Origin of the sequence: Actinocorallia sp. API 0066, assembly GCF_020991275.1 — a bacterium.
Taxonomy (GTDB): domain Bacteria; phylum Actinomycetota; class Actinomycetes; order Streptosporangiales; family Streptosporangiaceae; genus Actinocorallia.
On sequence record NZ_JAJLQY010000017.1, the window covers coordinates 96,540 to 110,859 of the forward strand.

12 protein-coding genes are annotated in these 14,320 nt (G+C 71.7%); 4 read left to right on the top strand and 8 right to left on the bottom strand.

Annotated features, from left to right (window positions below):
- Positions 1 to 234: 234 nt before the first annotated feature.
- From dapA to LO762_RS31150, 3 genes are all read left to right on the top strand, one after another.
- Positions 235 to 1,152, top strand: coding sequence for a 4-hydroxy-tetrahydrodipicolinate synthase (gene dapA, locus LO762_RS31140; RefSeq protein WP_230619822.1), 918 nt, complete (start codon positions 235 to 237; stop codon positions 1,150 to 1,152).
- A gap of 19 nt (positions 1,153 to 1,171) precedes the next feature.
- The gene (locus tag LO762_RS31145; RefSeq protein WP_230619823.1) at positions 1,172 to 2,860 is read left to right on the top strand and encodes a ribonuclease J; all 1,689 of its coding nucleotides are present in this window, start codon (positions 1,172 to 1,174) and stop codon (positions 2,858 to 2,860) included.
- A gap of 104 nt (positions 2,861 to 2,964) precedes the next feature.
- Positions 2,965 to 4,992, top strand: coding sequence for a serine/threonine-protein kinase (locus LO762_RS31150; RefSeq protein ID WP_230619824.1), 2,028 nt, complete (start codon positions 2,965 to 2,967; stop codon positions 4,990 to 4,992).
- Positions 4,993 to 5,014: 22 nt separating this feature from the next.
- Here the strand turns inward: LO762_RS31150 and LO762_RS31155 are convergent, their stop codons facing one another.
- The gene (locus LO762_RS31155) at positions 5,015 to 5,674 is read right to left on the bottom strand and encodes a uracil-DNA glycosylase (RefSeq protein WP_230619825.1); all 660 of its coding nucleotides are present in this window, start codon (positions 5,672 to 5,674) and stop codon (positions 5,015 to 5,017) included.
- A gap of 79 nt (positions 5,675 to 5,753) precedes the next feature.
- Here LO762_RS31155 and LO762_RS31160 point away from each other — a divergent pair, with 79 nt between their 5' ends.
- Complete coding sequence (locus tag LO762_RS31160) at positions 5,754 to 6,476, top strand: extracellular solute-binding protein (RefSeq protein ID WP_230619826.1); 723 nt, start codon at positions 5,754 to 5,756, stop codon at positions 6,474 to 6,476.
- A gap of 36 nt (positions 6,477 to 6,512) precedes the next feature.
- Here LO762_RS31160 and LO762_RS31165 read toward each other — a convergent pair whose 3' ends face one another.
- The 7 genes from LO762_RS31165 to LO762_RS31195 form a co-directional block, all read right to left on the bottom strand.
- On the bottom strand, positions 6,513 to 7,100 hold the full coding sequence (locus LO762_RS31165; RefSeq protein ID WP_230619827.1) for a transglutaminase family protein: 588 nt from the start codon (positions 7,098 to 7,100) through the stop codon (positions 6,513 to 6,515).
- A gap of 8 nt (positions 7,101 to 7,108) precedes the next feature.
- On the bottom strand, positions 7,109 to 7,849 hold the full coding sequence (gene dapB / locus LO762_RS31170; protein WP_230619828.1) for a 4-hydroxy-tetrahydrodipicolinate reductase: 741 nt from the start codon (positions 7,847 to 7,849) through the stop codon (positions 7,109 to 7,111).
- 109 nt (positions 7,850 to 7,958) lie between these two features.
- Positions 7,959 to 9,287 (bottom strand): pitrilysin family protein, encoded by a 1,329-nt coding sequence (locus LO762_RS31175; protein WP_230619829.1) that lies wholly within the window; start codon positions 9,285 to 9,287, stop codon positions 7,959 to 7,961.
- Between the two features lie 118 nt (positions 9,288 to 9,405).
- A complete protein-coding gene (locus LO762_RS31180) occupies positions 9,406 to 11,727 on the bottom strand; it encodes a polyribonucleotide nucleotidyltransferase (protein WP_230619856.1) in 2,322 nt (773 codons plus the stop codon).
- Positions 11,728 to 11,974: 247 nt separating this feature from the next.
- Positions 11,975 to 12,244, bottom strand: a complete 270-nt coding sequence (gene rpsO / locus LO762_RS31185; protein WP_230619830.1) for a 30S ribosomal protein S15 — start codon at positions 12,242 to 12,244, stop codon at positions 11,975 to 11,977.
- 190 nt (positions 12,245 to 12,434) lie between these two features.
- Positions 12,435 to 13,379 (bottom strand): bifunctional riboflavin kinase/FAD synthetase, encoded by a 945-nt coding sequence (locus LO762_RS31190; protein ID WP_230619831.1) that lies wholly within the window; start codon positions 13,377 to 13,379, stop codon positions 12,435 to 12,437.
- Positions 13,380 to 13,533: 154 nt separating this feature from the next.
- Positions 13,534 to 14,199, bottom strand: coding sequence for a hemolysin III family protein (locus LO762_RS31195; RefSeq protein WP_230619832.1), 666 nt, complete (start codon positions 14,197 to 14,199; stop codon positions 13,534 to 13,536).
- Positions 14,200 to 14,320: the final 121 nt, after the last annotated feature.

The window sequence follows — 14,320 nt, forward strand, 5'->3', positions numbered from 1 at the left end:
CGATTCGCAACCGAACAGGTCGGGGAATTCGCGTAATCCACGTAACAAGCTCGGGGAAGCCCGCGATAGCGGGATAGACGCCGCTTGCTCCGCGTACCCCCGAGCGTGGAGCGGGCGGCGTCTCCTGCTTCCCGGGCTGTGTCCGCTTGACCCCGGGCCCGATCGAACACGGTTTTCCACAGGTCGGCGGGCTCCGGCACACCCGTGTCCGCCGCGCGGGGTACGGTTCGGTGCATGGCACCCAGCACAACACCCGACGCTCCGTTCGGCAGGATGCTCACCGCGATGATCACCCCGATGCGCGCGGACGGCTCCGTCGACGTCGACGGCGCCGCCGAGCTCGCCGCCCATCTGGTGGACGAGTGCCGCCACGACGGCCTGGTGATCAACGGCACCACCGGTGAGTCCCCCACCACGAACGACGCCGAGAAAGAGAGCGTCCTGCGCGCGGTCGTCGAGACCGTGGGCGACCGGGCGGTCATCGTGTTCGGAGCCGGCAGCAACGACACGCGGCACAGCATCGAGCTGGCCGGGATGGCCCAGCGGGCGGGCGCCGACGGCCTGCTCACCGTCTGCCCGTACTACAACAAGCCGCCGCAGGAGGGTATCTACCGTCACATGACGGCTATCGCCGATGCCTCCGACCTTCCCGTGATGCTCTACGACATCCCGGGCAGGGCGGGCGTGCCGATCGAGAGCGAGACCCTGATCCGGCTGGCCGCACACCCCCGGATCGTCGCCGTCAAGGACGCCAAGGCCGACCTCTTCGCCTCCTCCCAGGTGATGGCGGCCACCGACCTCGCGTACTACTCCGGCGACGACAACCTGAACCTCGCCTGGCTGTCCCAGGGGGCCGTCGGGTTCGTCAGCGTCGTGGGCCACGTGGCGGGCGCCGAACTGCATGAGATGATTGAGCTCTACCGGTCCGGTGACGTCACCGGAGCGCTGGCTATCCACCGCCGGCTGCTCCCCGTCGTCACCGCGATCATGACCAGGACCCAGGGGGTCATCGCGGTCAAGGCCGCGCTGAGCCTGCTGGGCAAGCCCAGCGGGGTGGTGCGCGCCCCGCTCGTGGACGCGACGCCGGAGTTCACGGCGCGACTGCGCGAAGACTTGATCACAGGGGGTATCAAAGTGGAGGCCGCTGAGTGAGTTCGACCGGGGGTGGCGCATGAGCCACCCGCATCCCGAGCTGGGCCCGCCGCCGGCGCTGCCGCAGGGCGCCCTGCGGATCGTCGCGCTGGGCGGGCTCGGCGAGATCGGCCGCAACATGGCCGTCTTCGAGTACGACGGCAGGCTGCTGATCATCGACTGCGGCGTGCTCTTCCCCGAGGAGGAGCAGCCGGGAGTCGATCTGATCCTGCCGGACTTCGAGTACATCCGCGACAGGCTGGGCGACATCCAGGCGGTGATCCTCACCCACGGGCACGAGGACCACATCGGCGCCGTCCCGTACCTGCTGCGCGAGCGCCCCGACATTCCCCTCGTCGGTTCGCGGCTCACCCTCGCGCTGGTCGAGGCCAAGCTCACCGAGCACCGGATCAAACCGAACCTGCAGGTCGTCGCGGACGGCGAGCGGCGCACGATCGGGCCGTTCGAGTGCGAGTTCCTCGCCGTCAACCACTCCATCCCGGACGCGATGGCGGTGGCGGTCCGCACCCCGGCCGGGCTCGTCGTGCACACCGGCGACTTCAAGATGGACCAGCTCCCACTGGACGGCAGGCTCACCGACCTCGGCACGTTCGCCAGGCTCGGCGGCGAGGGCATCGACCTGCTGATGTCGGACTCGACCAACGCCGAGGTGCCCGGGTTCGTCACCAACGAACGCGACATCTCCGGCGCCATCGACAACGTGTTCCGCACCGCCCAGGAGCGGATCATCGTTGCCTGCTTCGCCTCCCACGTGCACCGCGTCCAGCAGGTGCTGAACGCCGCCGTGAAAGCGGGGCGCAAGGTCGCCTTCGTCGGCAGGTCCATGGTCCGCAACATGGGCGTGGCGCGCGAACTGGGCTACCTGGAGGTGCCGGACGGCCTGCTCGTGGACGCCAAGGCGCTGGACGACCTGCCACCCGAGAAGATCGTCCTGGTCTGCACCGGGTCGCAGGGCGAGCCGATGTCCGCGCTGTCCCGGATGGCCAACCGCGACCACCACCAGATCCGGATCACCGACCGCGACACCGTGATGCTCGCCTCGTCGCTGATCCCCGGCAACGAGAACTCGGTCAACCGGGTGATCAACGGGCTGACCCGGTGGGGCGCGCGCGTCGTGCACAAGGGCAACGCCCTCGTCCACGTGTCCGGGCACTCCTCGGCGGGCGAACTGCTCTTCCTGCTCAACCTGACCAAACCGTCCAACTTCATGCCGGTGCACGGCGAATGGCGGCACCTGCGGGCGCACGCCAAACTCGCCGCGCTCACCGGGGTGCCCGACGAGAACATCGTCATCGCCGAGGACGGCGTTGTGGTGGACCTCGTCGACGGGCACGCGCAGATCACCGGCGCCGTCCCGGCCGGGTACGTCTACGTGGACGGCTCCAGCGTGGGCGAGATCACCGAGACGTCGCTCAAGGACCGGCGCATCCTCGGCGAGGAGGGGTTCGTCTCCGTCGTCGTGGTGATCGACTCCTCCACCGGCAAGGTCATCGCGGGTCCCGAGATCCACGCGCGCGGCGCGGGCATCGGCGACGAGGACTTCCGCGAGGTCCTCGACCGGATCGACGGGGCGCTGGCCGAGGCCGCCGCCGACGGGATCGCCGACGGGCACCAGATCCGGCAGAAGATGCGCCGCACGGTCGGCAAGTGGGTCAACGAGTCCTACCGCCGCCGTCCGATGATCGTCCCCGTCGTCATCGAAGCCTGACCGGCCCCGGGTCCCGCCGTCACCCCAACACGACGGGACCCGCCCGGTCCGGCCCGCGAGGCCCTAGGCTCCGACCAAGGACCCCCGAGCCGCAGAGGTGCACCATGGCCGAACCGCTGAGACCGGACGACCCGGTCGCCCTCGGGCCCTACCGGCTGCGGGAGCGCCTGGGGGCCGGAGGCATGGGCACCGTGTTCCTCGCCGAGGGCGCCGACGGGCGAAGGGTCGCCGTCAAGGTGATCAACCCCGGCGTCGCGGGAGACGCGGAGTTCCAGACCCGGTTCCGCCGCGAGGTGGCGGCGGCGCGCCGGGTCCGCAGGTTCTGCACGGCGCCCGTCCTGGACGCCTCGGTGGACGCGCCGCCGCTCTACGTCGTCACCGAGTACGTCGCGGGGCCGACGCTGCAGGAGGCGGTCCGCCGCGACGGGCCGATGCGCGGCGCGGACCTCGAAGGTCTGGCCGTCGGGATCGCGACGGCGCTGTCGGCCATCCACGACGCGGGACTCGTGCACCGCGACCTCAAGCCCGCGAACGTGCTGCTGTCGGCGGTCGGGCCGCGCGTCATCGACTTCGGCATCGCGCGCGCCGTCGACGTCGAGGGTGTCACCGCGACGGGCCAGCTCCTCGGCACGCCCGCCTACATGGCGCCCGAGCAGATCACCGGCGAGCCGGTCTCGCCCGCCACCGACGTCTTCGCCTGGGCGTGCGTCGTCGCCTACGCGGGCACCGGCCGCGCCCCCTTCGCCGGCGCCACCCTCCCCCAGATCCTCTACCGCGTCGCCCACGACCCGCCCGACCTCACCGGCCTCGACCCGGCCCTCCTCCCCCTCGTCACCGCCGCCCTCAACAAGTCCTCCACCACCCGCCCCACCGTCCCCGACCTCCTCACCCACCTCACCGGCCGCCCCGACCCCACCACCCCCACATCACCACCCCCCAACCCTCCGCACCACGACCCCCCAACACCCACCACCGACGGACGCGCGGCAAGCCCCGTCCCCCCACCGGTCGGCTCGCCCTACGAGACTCCGGCAGCACCCACGACAGACGGACGCGCGGCCGGCCCCACGTCACACCCGGACGGACGGCCGCACCACGACGCACCGGCGGCGCCCACCGCCGAAGGGTGGGCGGCGAGCCCCGCCACTCCGTCGGGCGGCCCGCCGCACCACGGCACCCCGGCGACACCCACGACAGACGGACGGGTGGCAGGCCCCACGTCGCCCTCGGGCGAGCGGCCGCGCTACGACGCGTCGGCGGCGTCCGGCGGCGATGGGTGGGCGGCGGGGCCCTCGGCTCCGGCGGGCGGTCCGGCGCGCTACGACGGGCCCGAGAGCGCTGCTGGCGGGCGGGTGGTGGGGCCTGCGGCGCCTTCGGGCGGGCTGCCGCGTCATGACGTGACGGCGGGGGCTTCCGGGGCTGAGGACTCCGGGGCTCGGCGCGGGTACGAGGCGGAGGGAGCGCCTGGGGGCGGGTGGGCGGCGGGTCACGGGGCCGGGTATGGGGCGGGGCGGGAGGTTCCGCCGCCTTCGCCGGGGCCGGGGGCCACGGTGCCGGGCGCCGCTCAGGGGACGCAGGGGGCCTGGGGGGGCGGTGTGGGGCCTGGGGCGGGAGGTGCGCCGCGAGGCGGGCAGGCGGGTTCTGGGGGGCGGCGGCGGGCGCGGGTCGTGTTGGCGGTGGTGCTGGCGCTGGTGGTGGGGGCCGGGGTGTTGGTGGGGCTGTCCGGGGTGTTCGGCGACAACCCGGACAGCTCGCCCTCCTCGACCGTCGGCGACGACCCCGACCGGGCGCTGGAGGAGGTGCCGCAGACGTTCGTCGGCACCTGGGAGGGCCATGTCGAGCAGGGCGGCGCCAACGTGAACTCGTTCACCGTGACGGTGCGGATCGAGGGCGGCGCGCGCGGCTCCCACGTCGGCGGCACCAGCTACCCCGAACTGTCGTGCACCGGCGCGCTCACCCTGGTGCACGCGACCTCGCGGTTCCTCTCGGTCACCGAGACCATCACCGCCGGAGGCTGCGCCCCCACCTCCGACGTCACCGTCACCTACGAGGACGACGTGCTCCGCTTCGAGTTCACCGACTCCAGGGGCAACCACGGCAACGGCGAACTCACCCGCGTCGGCAACCGCTGAACCCGGCCGCCAATGAACACAGCTACCAGGTGATCTCGGGTTGGCCGGAGTCGGCGAGTGCCTTGTTGGTCTTGCTGAAGGGCTGGGTGCCGAAGAAGGTGCGGGCCGAGAGCGGGCTCGGGTGGGCGGACTCGTGCACGACGTGGTGGGGTGCCGTCACCAGTGCGGCCTTCTTGCGGGCGTAGGCGCCCCACAGGATGAACACGACGCGGGTGGGCTTGGCGTTGAGGGCGCGGATGGCGGCGTCGGTGAACTCCTCCCAGCCCTTCTTGGCGTGTGATCCGGCCTCGCCCGCGCGCACCGTCAGCACCGCGTTGAGCAGCAGCACACCCTGGTCGGCCCAGCGGGAGAGGTCGCCGCTGGTGCCGGGCGGCACGCCGAGGTCGGCGGCGAGCTCCTTGTAGATGTTGCGCAGCGACGGCGGCGGCTTGACGCCCTCGCGGACGCTGAAGCTCATCCCGTGCGCCTGGCCGGGCCCGTGGTACGGGTCCTGCCCGAGGATGAGGACCCGCGCGTCGGCAAGGCGGGTGCGGTGGAACGCGGCGAAGAGGTCGTCGCGGGGCGGGTACACCGTGCCGGCCGCGTACTCCGCCTCGACGAAGGAGCCGAGGGCCGCGGTGGCGAGGGGATCGAGGTCCATGGCGTCCCGCCAGTCCCCCGGAAGCTGCTCGATCAAGTCCATGCGCCCGACCCTAGCCGCCGCCACTGACAAAGCCGGGGTAATCGCGTGTGCCGTACTTGATCCCGTTATGGTCGTGCCCATGCGCCCCCTGGTGACCGCCGTCGTCGTCCTGCTCGCCGCCACGGGATGCGCCGCCGACTCCGGCGGGCGGGCCACCCTGCGCGTCCTGGCCGACGCCGCGCTCGCCGAGGTGTTCGCCGACCTGACGGCCGTCTACCACCAGCACACCCCGCACGTGGCGTTCCGCCTGGACGTCGGCACCCGCGACCTGGCCGACGAGGTGGAGCACGCCGACGTCGTCGCGACGAGCGACACCGCGTCCCTGGAGCCGGTCAGGAAGGACCTGGGCACCCCGCACATCGTGGCGAGCAACGCGCTCACCATCGCCGTCGCGCCGGGCAACCCGCAGAAGCTCACCGGGGTCAGGTCGCTCTCCCGGCAGAAGCTGAGGGTCGTGCTCGGCACCTCGGTGGGCCCGCTCGGCAGGTACTCGCGTGAGGTGCTCACCAAGGCGGGCGTGCCGGTGCGGATCCGCTCGGAGGAGGTCGACTCGCGGGCCGTGCTCAGCCTCGTGCGGGCCGGACGCGCCGACGCGGGCCTGGTCTACATCACGGACATGAAGACGGCGGGGGCCGCCGCGAGCAGCGTGGCGATCCCCGCCGTGTTCAACGTCAAGGCGCTGTTCCCGGTGGCGCCGGTGGCCGGGTCGCGGCACCTGCCGGAGGCCACCGCGTTCGTCGCCTGGCTCACCGGGGCCGAGGCCCGCGCCCTGTTCCACAAGTACGGCTTCCAGGCCCCCTGACGGGCGCTCGGGGCCGTCCGGGGCGCTCGGTCCAGGTCAGTCCAGCGTCGAGGGCAGCCCGCCCGCGCACAGCTCCCCGCGGGACGCGCCGGAGCGCAGCGCGGCCAGCACCGACGGGTGGGGCTGCGCGAACACCTCCAGGTAGTCGATCTCGCCGCGCGCGGGGTCGGGCCGGTAGGCGAGCACGTCCTCGTCGGTCGAGAACCAGGTGCGCAGCCCTGGACGGTCGCCGCGCGGGTCGAGCCGAACCCATCGCCCTTCGAGGTTCACCGAGACGATCCCGTGCAGCACGAACCCCCCGGCGTCGTCGGAGAGCCGCTGGTAGCCGAACCCCGAAGGGACGCCCGCCAGACGCAGCAGCGCCACGTACAGGTGGTCCTTGGCGTAGCAAAGGCCGGTGCGTTTCTCCAGGACGTCGGAGGCGCGCCAGGGCACGTCCTCGTCTCCGGCGTCGGCGGAGTGCCGTACCTCGTCCCTGACGAAGTCGAACGCGGCGTGCGCGTAGGCGGCGTCCCCGTCCGGGAAGGTGGAGGACAGCGCCTGGATGGCGGGGTGCTCGAAGTCGACGGCCTCGGATTCGGCGAGGAAGTCCCACGGCTCCCCGACGAAGATCGGCGCGCGCACCGGACGGCTCACAGCCCGAGCAGCGGTTCGAGGCCGATGGTCAGCGGATCGGGCAGGTCGGCGACCTTGCGGACGCCGAGCAGCACGCCCGGCATGAACGACTCGCGGTTCATCGAGTCGTGCCGGATCGTGAAGATCTCGCCGTGTCCGCCGAGCAGCACCTCCTGGTGCGCGACGAGCCCCGCGAGCCGCACCGAGTGGATCCGCACGTCCTCGACGCTCGCGCCGCGCGCCCCGTCGATCTCGGTGGTGGTGGCGTCGGGCATGGGCGCGCATCCGGCGGCCCGCCGGGACTCGGCGATGAGTTCGGCGGTCCGGTAGGCGGTGCCGCTGGGGGCGTCGGCCTTGTTCGGGTGGTGCAGCTCGACCACCTCGACGGACTCGAAGAACGGCGCGGCCCTACGCGCGAAGTCCATCATGAGGACGGCGCCGACCCCGAAGTTCGGCGCGATGAGCACCTTCGCGCCGGGCTTGGCGGCCTGCCAGCGGCGCACCCGCTCGACCCGGTCGGGTTCGAACCCGCTGGTCCCGACGACGGCGTGGACGCCGTGCCCGATGAGGAACTCCAGGTTGTCCATGACGACGCCCGGGTGGGTGAAGTCCACGACGACCTCGGCGGCCGTGAGCGCGTCCAGGGGGTCGCCCTGGTCGACGACGGCGACCAGCTCCGTGTCCGCCGCGCCCTCCACCGCACGGACGACCTCCGAGCCCATCCGGCCCTTCCCGCCCAGCACCCCGACCTTGATCATGGAACCCTCCCGGCCCTTTACAAACCCACTCAGAAAGTGCACACTTACCGGGGGTGGGAACCGGGCCAACGCGCCGGCCCGGCTCCCGCACCCCGTCACCGCCGCGACGTCACACGGCGAACTCCCTGCCTTCGAACGGCCCGATGACGGTCAGTGTCGGCCGCTGCTCCAGCAGGGCGGCGGCGAGCGCGTTGACCTCGTCCAGGGTGACGGCGTCGATCCGCGCGAGCACCTCGTCCACCGGCATCAGCCTGTCGTAGACCAGTTCGGCCTTGCCGATCCGGCTCATCCGCGACCCGGTGTCCTCCAGGCCGAGCACCGTGGAGCCGCGTAGCTGTCCCTTGCCGCGCGCCAGCTCCTCCGGGGTGAGCCCGCCTACGGCCGCCTTGACGAACTCCTCCTGGCAGATCTTCAGCACCTCGTCCACCTTGGCGGGCTGGCAGCCCGCGTACAGGCCGAACGCGCCGGTGTCGGCGTGCTGCGAGGTGTAGCTGTAGACGGAGTAGGCGAGCCCCCGCTTCTCCCGGACCTCCTGGAAGATGCGCGAGGACATGCCGCCGCCGAACGCCGCGTTCAGCACGCCGAGCGCGAACCGCCGCTCGTCGCTGCGGGCGATCGCCGGGACGCCCAGCACCAGGTGCGCCTGCTCGGTGTCGTCCACGATGAGGCGGGTGCCGCCGCCCAGCGTCGGGGTGGGCTCCCCGCCGATCCGCGGCGGGGTGGGCCGCGCGTCGCCGCTCAGCCGCCCCGCGAAGGCCCGCTCGACGAGCTTGACGACGTCCTCGTGCTCGACGTTGCCCGCGACCGCCACGACGAGGTGGGGCGCGGTGTAGTGCGAGTGGTAGTAGCGGGCGATCCCGTCGCGCTGGAGCGCGTTGATGGTCTCCACGGTGCCCAGGATCGGCCTGCCGAGAGGCGCGTCCCCGTACAGCGCGAGAGAGAACTCGTCGTGGATGAGGTCGGACGGGTCGTCGTCCCGCATCGAGATCTCTTCCAGGATGACGCCGCGCTCGGCCTCCACGTCGTCCGCCTCGATGAGCGAGGAGGTGAGCATGTCGGAGACGATGTCCACCGCGAGCGGTAGGTCGGAGTCCAGCACCCGCGCGTAGTAGCAGGTGTACTCCTTGGCGGTGAAGGCGTTGAGGTCGCCTCCGACCGCGTCCATCGCCGCGGAGATGTCCAGGGCCGAGCGCCGCTCGGTGCCCTTGAAGAGCAGGTGCTCCAGGTAGTGGGTGGCGCCCGCGTCGGCGAGGTCCTCGTCGCGCGAGCCGATCCCGGCCCAGATGCCGAAGGCGACCGACCGGACGGTCGGCATGGTCTCGGTGACGACCCGCAGGCCGCCGGGCAGCACGGTCCGGCGGACGACGCCGACCCCGTCCGTGCCGGGATGGAGGGTGACGGTGCTGCCGGGCTCCTGCTCGACGGCTGCGATGCTCACTGCTGCTGCCTTTCGACGGCCGGTGGTGGTGGCCGCCGGGGCGGCCTGGGGGCCAAGCGCAGACCGACCGGTCCGCCGCGCGAGGGGCGGAACCGGCCGGTCGGCATGGCTGGGTGGATCAGGAGTTGCGGTCGGCGCGGTCGCCCCGGTCGGAGGCCGGTCGACGGGTCCGGGTGCGGCGCTGGCGCGGCCCGGAGTCGCCGCCGTCGCCCACGGGAGCCGACTCGGCCGGAGCCTCGCCGCCGTCACCGGACGGCGCGGCCGCCGCCTCCTTCTCGATCACCTCGACCGGGACCAGCGACAGCTTGCCGCGCGGGTCGATCTCGGTGACCTCGACCTGGATCTTGTCGCCGACCTTGATGAAGTCGTCGACGTTCTCGATCCGCACGCCGCCGTGCAGCTTGCGCAGCTGGGAGACGTGCAGCAGGCCGTCCTTGCCGGGCATGAGCGACACGAACGCGCCGAACGTCGTCGTCTTCACGACGGTGCCCAGGTAGCGCTCGCCGATCTCCGGCAGGTGCGGGTTGGCGATCGAGTTGATCGCCTGCCGCGCCGCCTCGGCCGCCGGGCCGTTGGTCGCGCCGACGTAGATCGTGCCGTCGTCCTCGATCGTGATCTCGGCGCCGGTGTCGGCCTGGATCGAGTTGATCATCTTGCCCTTCGGGCCGATGACCTCGCCGATCTTGTCCACCGGGACCTTGATCGTGATGATGCGCGGCGCGAACTCGCTCATCTCGGCGGTGCCCTCGATGGCGTCCTCCATGACGTCGAGGATCGCCAGGCGGGCGCCGCGGGCCTGGCGCAGCGCGGCGGCCAGCACCTCGGCGGGGATGCCGTCGAGCTTGGTGTCGAGCTGGAGCGCGGTGATGAGGTCGCGGGTGCCGGCGACCTTGAAGTCCATGTCGCCGAACGCGTCCTCGGCGCCGAGGATGTCGGTCAGGGTGACGTACTCGCCGCCCTCGTGGATGAGGCCCATGGCGATGCCCGCGACGGGCGCCTTCAGCGGCACGCCCGCGTCCAGCAGCGACATCGTGGAAGCGCAGACCGAGCCCATCGAGGTCGAGCCGTTGGAGCCGAGCGCCTCGGACACCTGGCGGATCGCGTAGGGGAACTCCTCGCGCGTCGGCAGCACCGGCAGCAGCGCCCGCTCGGCGAGCGCGCCGTGGCCGATCTCGCGGCGCTTGGGCGAGCCCACCCGGCCGGTCTCACCGACCGAGTAGGGCGGGAAGTTGTAGTTGTGCATGTAGCGCTTGGTGCGCTCGGGGTTCAGCGTGTCGATCGTCTGCTCCATCCGGAGCATGTTCAGCGTGGTGACGCCCAGGATCTGGGTCTCGCCGCGCTCGAACAGCGCGGAGCCGTGCACGCGGGGCACCACGTGCGCCTCGGCCGACAGCTGCCGGATGTCCTTGACGCCACGGCCGTCGATGCGGACGCCGGCGCTGATGATCCGCTCACGGACCAGCTTCTTGGTGAGGGCGCGGATCGCCGCCGGGATCTCCTTCTCGCGGCCCTCGAAGCGCTCGGCGAGCTTCTCGACGGTGATGGCCTGCAGCTCGGCGAGGCGCTCCTCGCGCTCCTGCTTGCCCGCGATGGTGAGCGCCTCGGCGAGGTCGCCGGCCAGCTCGGCGGTGACGGCCTCCAGCACGTCGCCCTCGTAGTCGAGGAAGACGGGGTACTCGGCGGTCTCCTTGGCCGCGACCCGGGCGAGTTCCTCCTGCGCCCGGCACAGCTCCTTGATGAACGGCTTGGCCGCCTCCAGGCCCTGCGCGACGGTCTCCTCGGTCGGGCCGACGGCGCCGTCCTGGACCAGGCCCAGGGTGCCGGTGGTGGACTCGGCCTCCACCATCATGATCGCCACGTCGCCGTCGGGCAGGGTGCGCCCGGCGACGACCATGTCGAACGTGGCCTTCTCCAGCTCCAGGTGGGTCGGGAACGCCACCCACTGGCCGTCGACCAGCGCGACGCGGACGCCGCCGATCGGGCCGGAGAAGGGCAGGCCCGCCAGCTGGGTGGACATCGACGCGGCGTTGATCGCGGCGACGTCGTACAGGTGCTCGGGGTGCAGCGACATGACCGTCACCACGACCTGGATCTCGTTGCGCAGGCCCTTGACGAAGGACGGGCGCAGCGGCCGGTCGATGAGACGGCAGGTCAGGACCGCGTCCTCGGACGGGCGGCCCTCACGGCGGAAGAACGAGCCGGGGATCCGGCCCGCCGCGTACATGCGCTCCTCGACGTCCACCGTGAGGGGGAAGAAGTCGAGGTTGTCCTTGGGCCGCTTGGAGGCGGTCGTCGCGGACAGGATCATGGTCTCGTCGTCAAGGTAGACGACGGCCGAGCCGGCGGCCTGGCGCGCGAGACGGCCGGTCTCGAAGCGCAGCTTGCGGACGCCGAAGGCGCCGTTGTCGATCACGGCTTCGGAGCTGTGCGCTCCATCGATGCGGACGGCATCTGACACGGGAAACCTCCTGGTTTCGTCGCTCCCCGCTCCACGTGTCCCTCGCCCGAGATTCCCCGCCGGTCTTCGATCGAAGCCCGCGGATCCTGGATCCGATGGCCACTACCGAGGACCGGCCCTCGAATGCGTCGGAAAATACGTTCGCGGGCTTACATGTGTTTATTCCACGATTTTCAGTTGTCTAGCACTGAGGGAGTGGCCCGGATGGCGGGCCACTCCCTCAGGGACGCTAGCGGCGCAGACCGAGGCGCTCGATCAGCTGGCGGTACCGGCTGATGTCCTTGTTCTGCAGGTACTTGAGCAGCCGGCGGCGGCGGCCGACCAGCAGCAGCAGCCCACGGCGGCTGTGGTGGTCGTGCTTGTGCGCCTTGAGGTGCTCGGTGAGGTCGTTGATCCGCCGGGTCAGCAGCGCGACCTGGACCTCCGGGGATCCGGTGTCACCCTCACTGGTCGCATACTCGGCGATGATCTGGTTCTTGACGGCGGTGTCCAGGGACACGTGACTCCTTAGATGTGCTCGACACCCGCAGCCCGGCGGATACCGCCGTGTGGCCGCAGTGTGCGTTCTCTCTCCACGAGGCCCGCCGCTATGAGGGCGCAGCGGGCAGCGCCGGGACCGCGATCCCGGTGACTACTTACCGTATCACGGCGATCCGGGGGTGGATGACCGTCCGCCCCGCGCGTGTGGATCAGGGACGGCCGGTGATCTCCCGGGCCACCTCGACGTCGCGGTTCATCTCGGCGACGAGGTCGTCGATCGAGTCGAACTTGAGCATGCCGCGGATCCGGGCGGTGAAGTCGACGCCGACGTGCTCGCCGTAAAGGTCCAGGTCGTCACGGTCCAGGGCGTACGCCTCGACCGTCCGGGCCACGCCCTCGAAGGTGGGGTTCGTCCCGATGGAGATCGCGGCGGGCCAGCGGGCGCCCGGGTAGCGCTCGGAGTCGCAGACCAGGAAGCCCGCGTAGACGCCGTCAGCGGGGATCGCGGTGTGCGGCAGGGACTCCACGTTGGCCGTCGGGAAGCCCAGCGCACGGCCGCGCTGGTGGCCGCGCACGACCACACCCTCGACCCGGTGCGGGCGGCCCAGCTCGTGCGCCGCGTCCTCGACCCTGCCGTCGGCCAGCGCGGCCCTGATGGCGGTGGAGGAGATGGTGTCGCCGTCCGCGAGCAAAGGGACCCCCTCGGCCTCGAAGTCGTACTTCTCGCCCAGCTCGCGCAGCAGCAGGACGTCACCCTTGGCCTTGTGGCCGAACCTGAAGTCCTCGCCCACGATCACCCGTGACGCGTGCAGCCGGTCCACCAGGACGGACTGGACGAACTCGTCGGGCCCCATCCGGGACAGCTCAAGGGTGAACGGCAGCACCATGACCGCGTCCACGCCCAGCTCGCCGAGCAGCTGGGCCCGGCGCGCGCCGGACACCAGGAGCGGCGGGTGGCTGCCGGGGCGCACCACCTCGTCGGGATGCGGGTCGAACGTGATCACCACGCAGGGCAGTCCGAGGTCGGCGGCCAGGCGCGCGGCCCGCCCGACGACCTTCTGGTGCCCCTGGTGGACGCCGTCGAACACCCCGATGGTGACGACCGATCTGCCCCAGTCTCGGGGGACCTCGTCAAGGCCGTACCAGCGCCGCACCTGCTCGCTCCCTCAGTCTCGTGTGAGCCCGTCCACCGGGACAAGCCTGCCATGGGCGGCCCGGCGGCCCGCACTCCGCCTCCCCTTACGCGGAACCCTGTGCGGAACTCTACTGCGGGGGACTCTACCGAGCCGGAGCGGCGGCCCCGTGCCGCTAGGCCCGGTAGACGACCAGGGACACCGCCACGTAGTGGCAGACATAGGCGGCGATGGTGAAGGCGTGGAACACCTCGTGGAAGCCGAACCAGCGCGGCGACGGGTCGGGGCGCTTCCTCGCGTAGATCACGCCGCCCGCGCTGTACAGGGCGCCTCCGACGACGATGAGGACGCTCGCCGCGATGCCCGCGCCGGTCAGGAAGTCCGGCAGCGCGATGACGGCGAACCAGCCGAGGGCGATGTAGGCGGCGGTGGCGAGCCAGCGCGGCGCGCCGAGCCAGCACGTGCGGAAGATCACGCCCGCGATCGCGCCCGTCCAGACCCCCGCCAGGATGACGATCCTCGTGGTGCCCTCCAGCGCCAGGAGGGCGAACGGCGTGTACGTCCCGGCGATGATGAGGAAGATGTTGGCGTGGTCGAACCTGCGCATGGCCGCCTCGCCGCGCGGGCCGAACTGGTTGCGGTGATAGGTGGCGGAGATGCCGAACAGCAGGCCCGAGGTGACGGCGTAGACGGCCGCGCCTATCCGCGACTGGAGGGTGGGGCCGAAGGTGACGAGCACCAGGCCGCCGATCAGTGCGGCGGGGAAGGCTCCGAGGTGGAGCCAGCCCCTGAGCCTAGGCTTGAGCTGCGCGTCGGCGATGCGCTCCAGCGTGGCGACCATTGCGTCGGGTACCTCCCACAGGCACGAAGCGGGAAAAGCTACGTACCCGTAGGTTACGCCATCGTAGGTTGACCCGATAGGTGATCCCGGCTACCGCACGGCGTGTCAGGAGACGACCACC

Excerpts from the sequence above, each read along its gene's own strand:
- LO762_RS31195 (WP_230619832.1), bottom strand. The coding sequence starts at position 14,199 with ATGGTCGCCACGCTGGAGCGCATCGCCGACGCGCAGCTCAAGCCTAGG.
- dapB (WP_230619828.1), bottom strand. The coding sequence starts at position 7,849 with ATGATCAAGGTCGGGGTGCTGGGCGGGAAGGGCCGGATGGGCTCGGAG.
- LO762_RS31155 (WP_230619825.1), bottom strand. The coding sequence starts at position 5,674 with ATGGACTTGATCGAGCAGCTTCCGGGGGACTGGCGGGACGCCATGGAC.
- LO762_RS31145 (WP_230619823.1), top strand. The coding sequence starts at position 1,172 with ATGAGCCACCCGCATCCCGAGCTGGGCCCGCCGCCGGCGCTGCCGCAG.
- LO762_RS31150 (WP_230619824.1), top strand. The coding sequence starts at position 2,965 with ATGGCCGAACCGCTGAGACCGGACGACCCGGTCGCCCTCGGGCCCTAC.
- dapA (WP_230619822.1), top strand. The coding sequence starts at position 235 with ATGGCACCCAGCACAACACCCGACGCTCCGTTCGGCAGGATGCTCACC.
- LO762_RS31160 (WP_230619826.1), top strand. The coding sequence starts at position 5,754 with ATGCGCCCCCTGGTGACCGCCGTCGTCGTCCTGCTCGCCGCCACGGGA.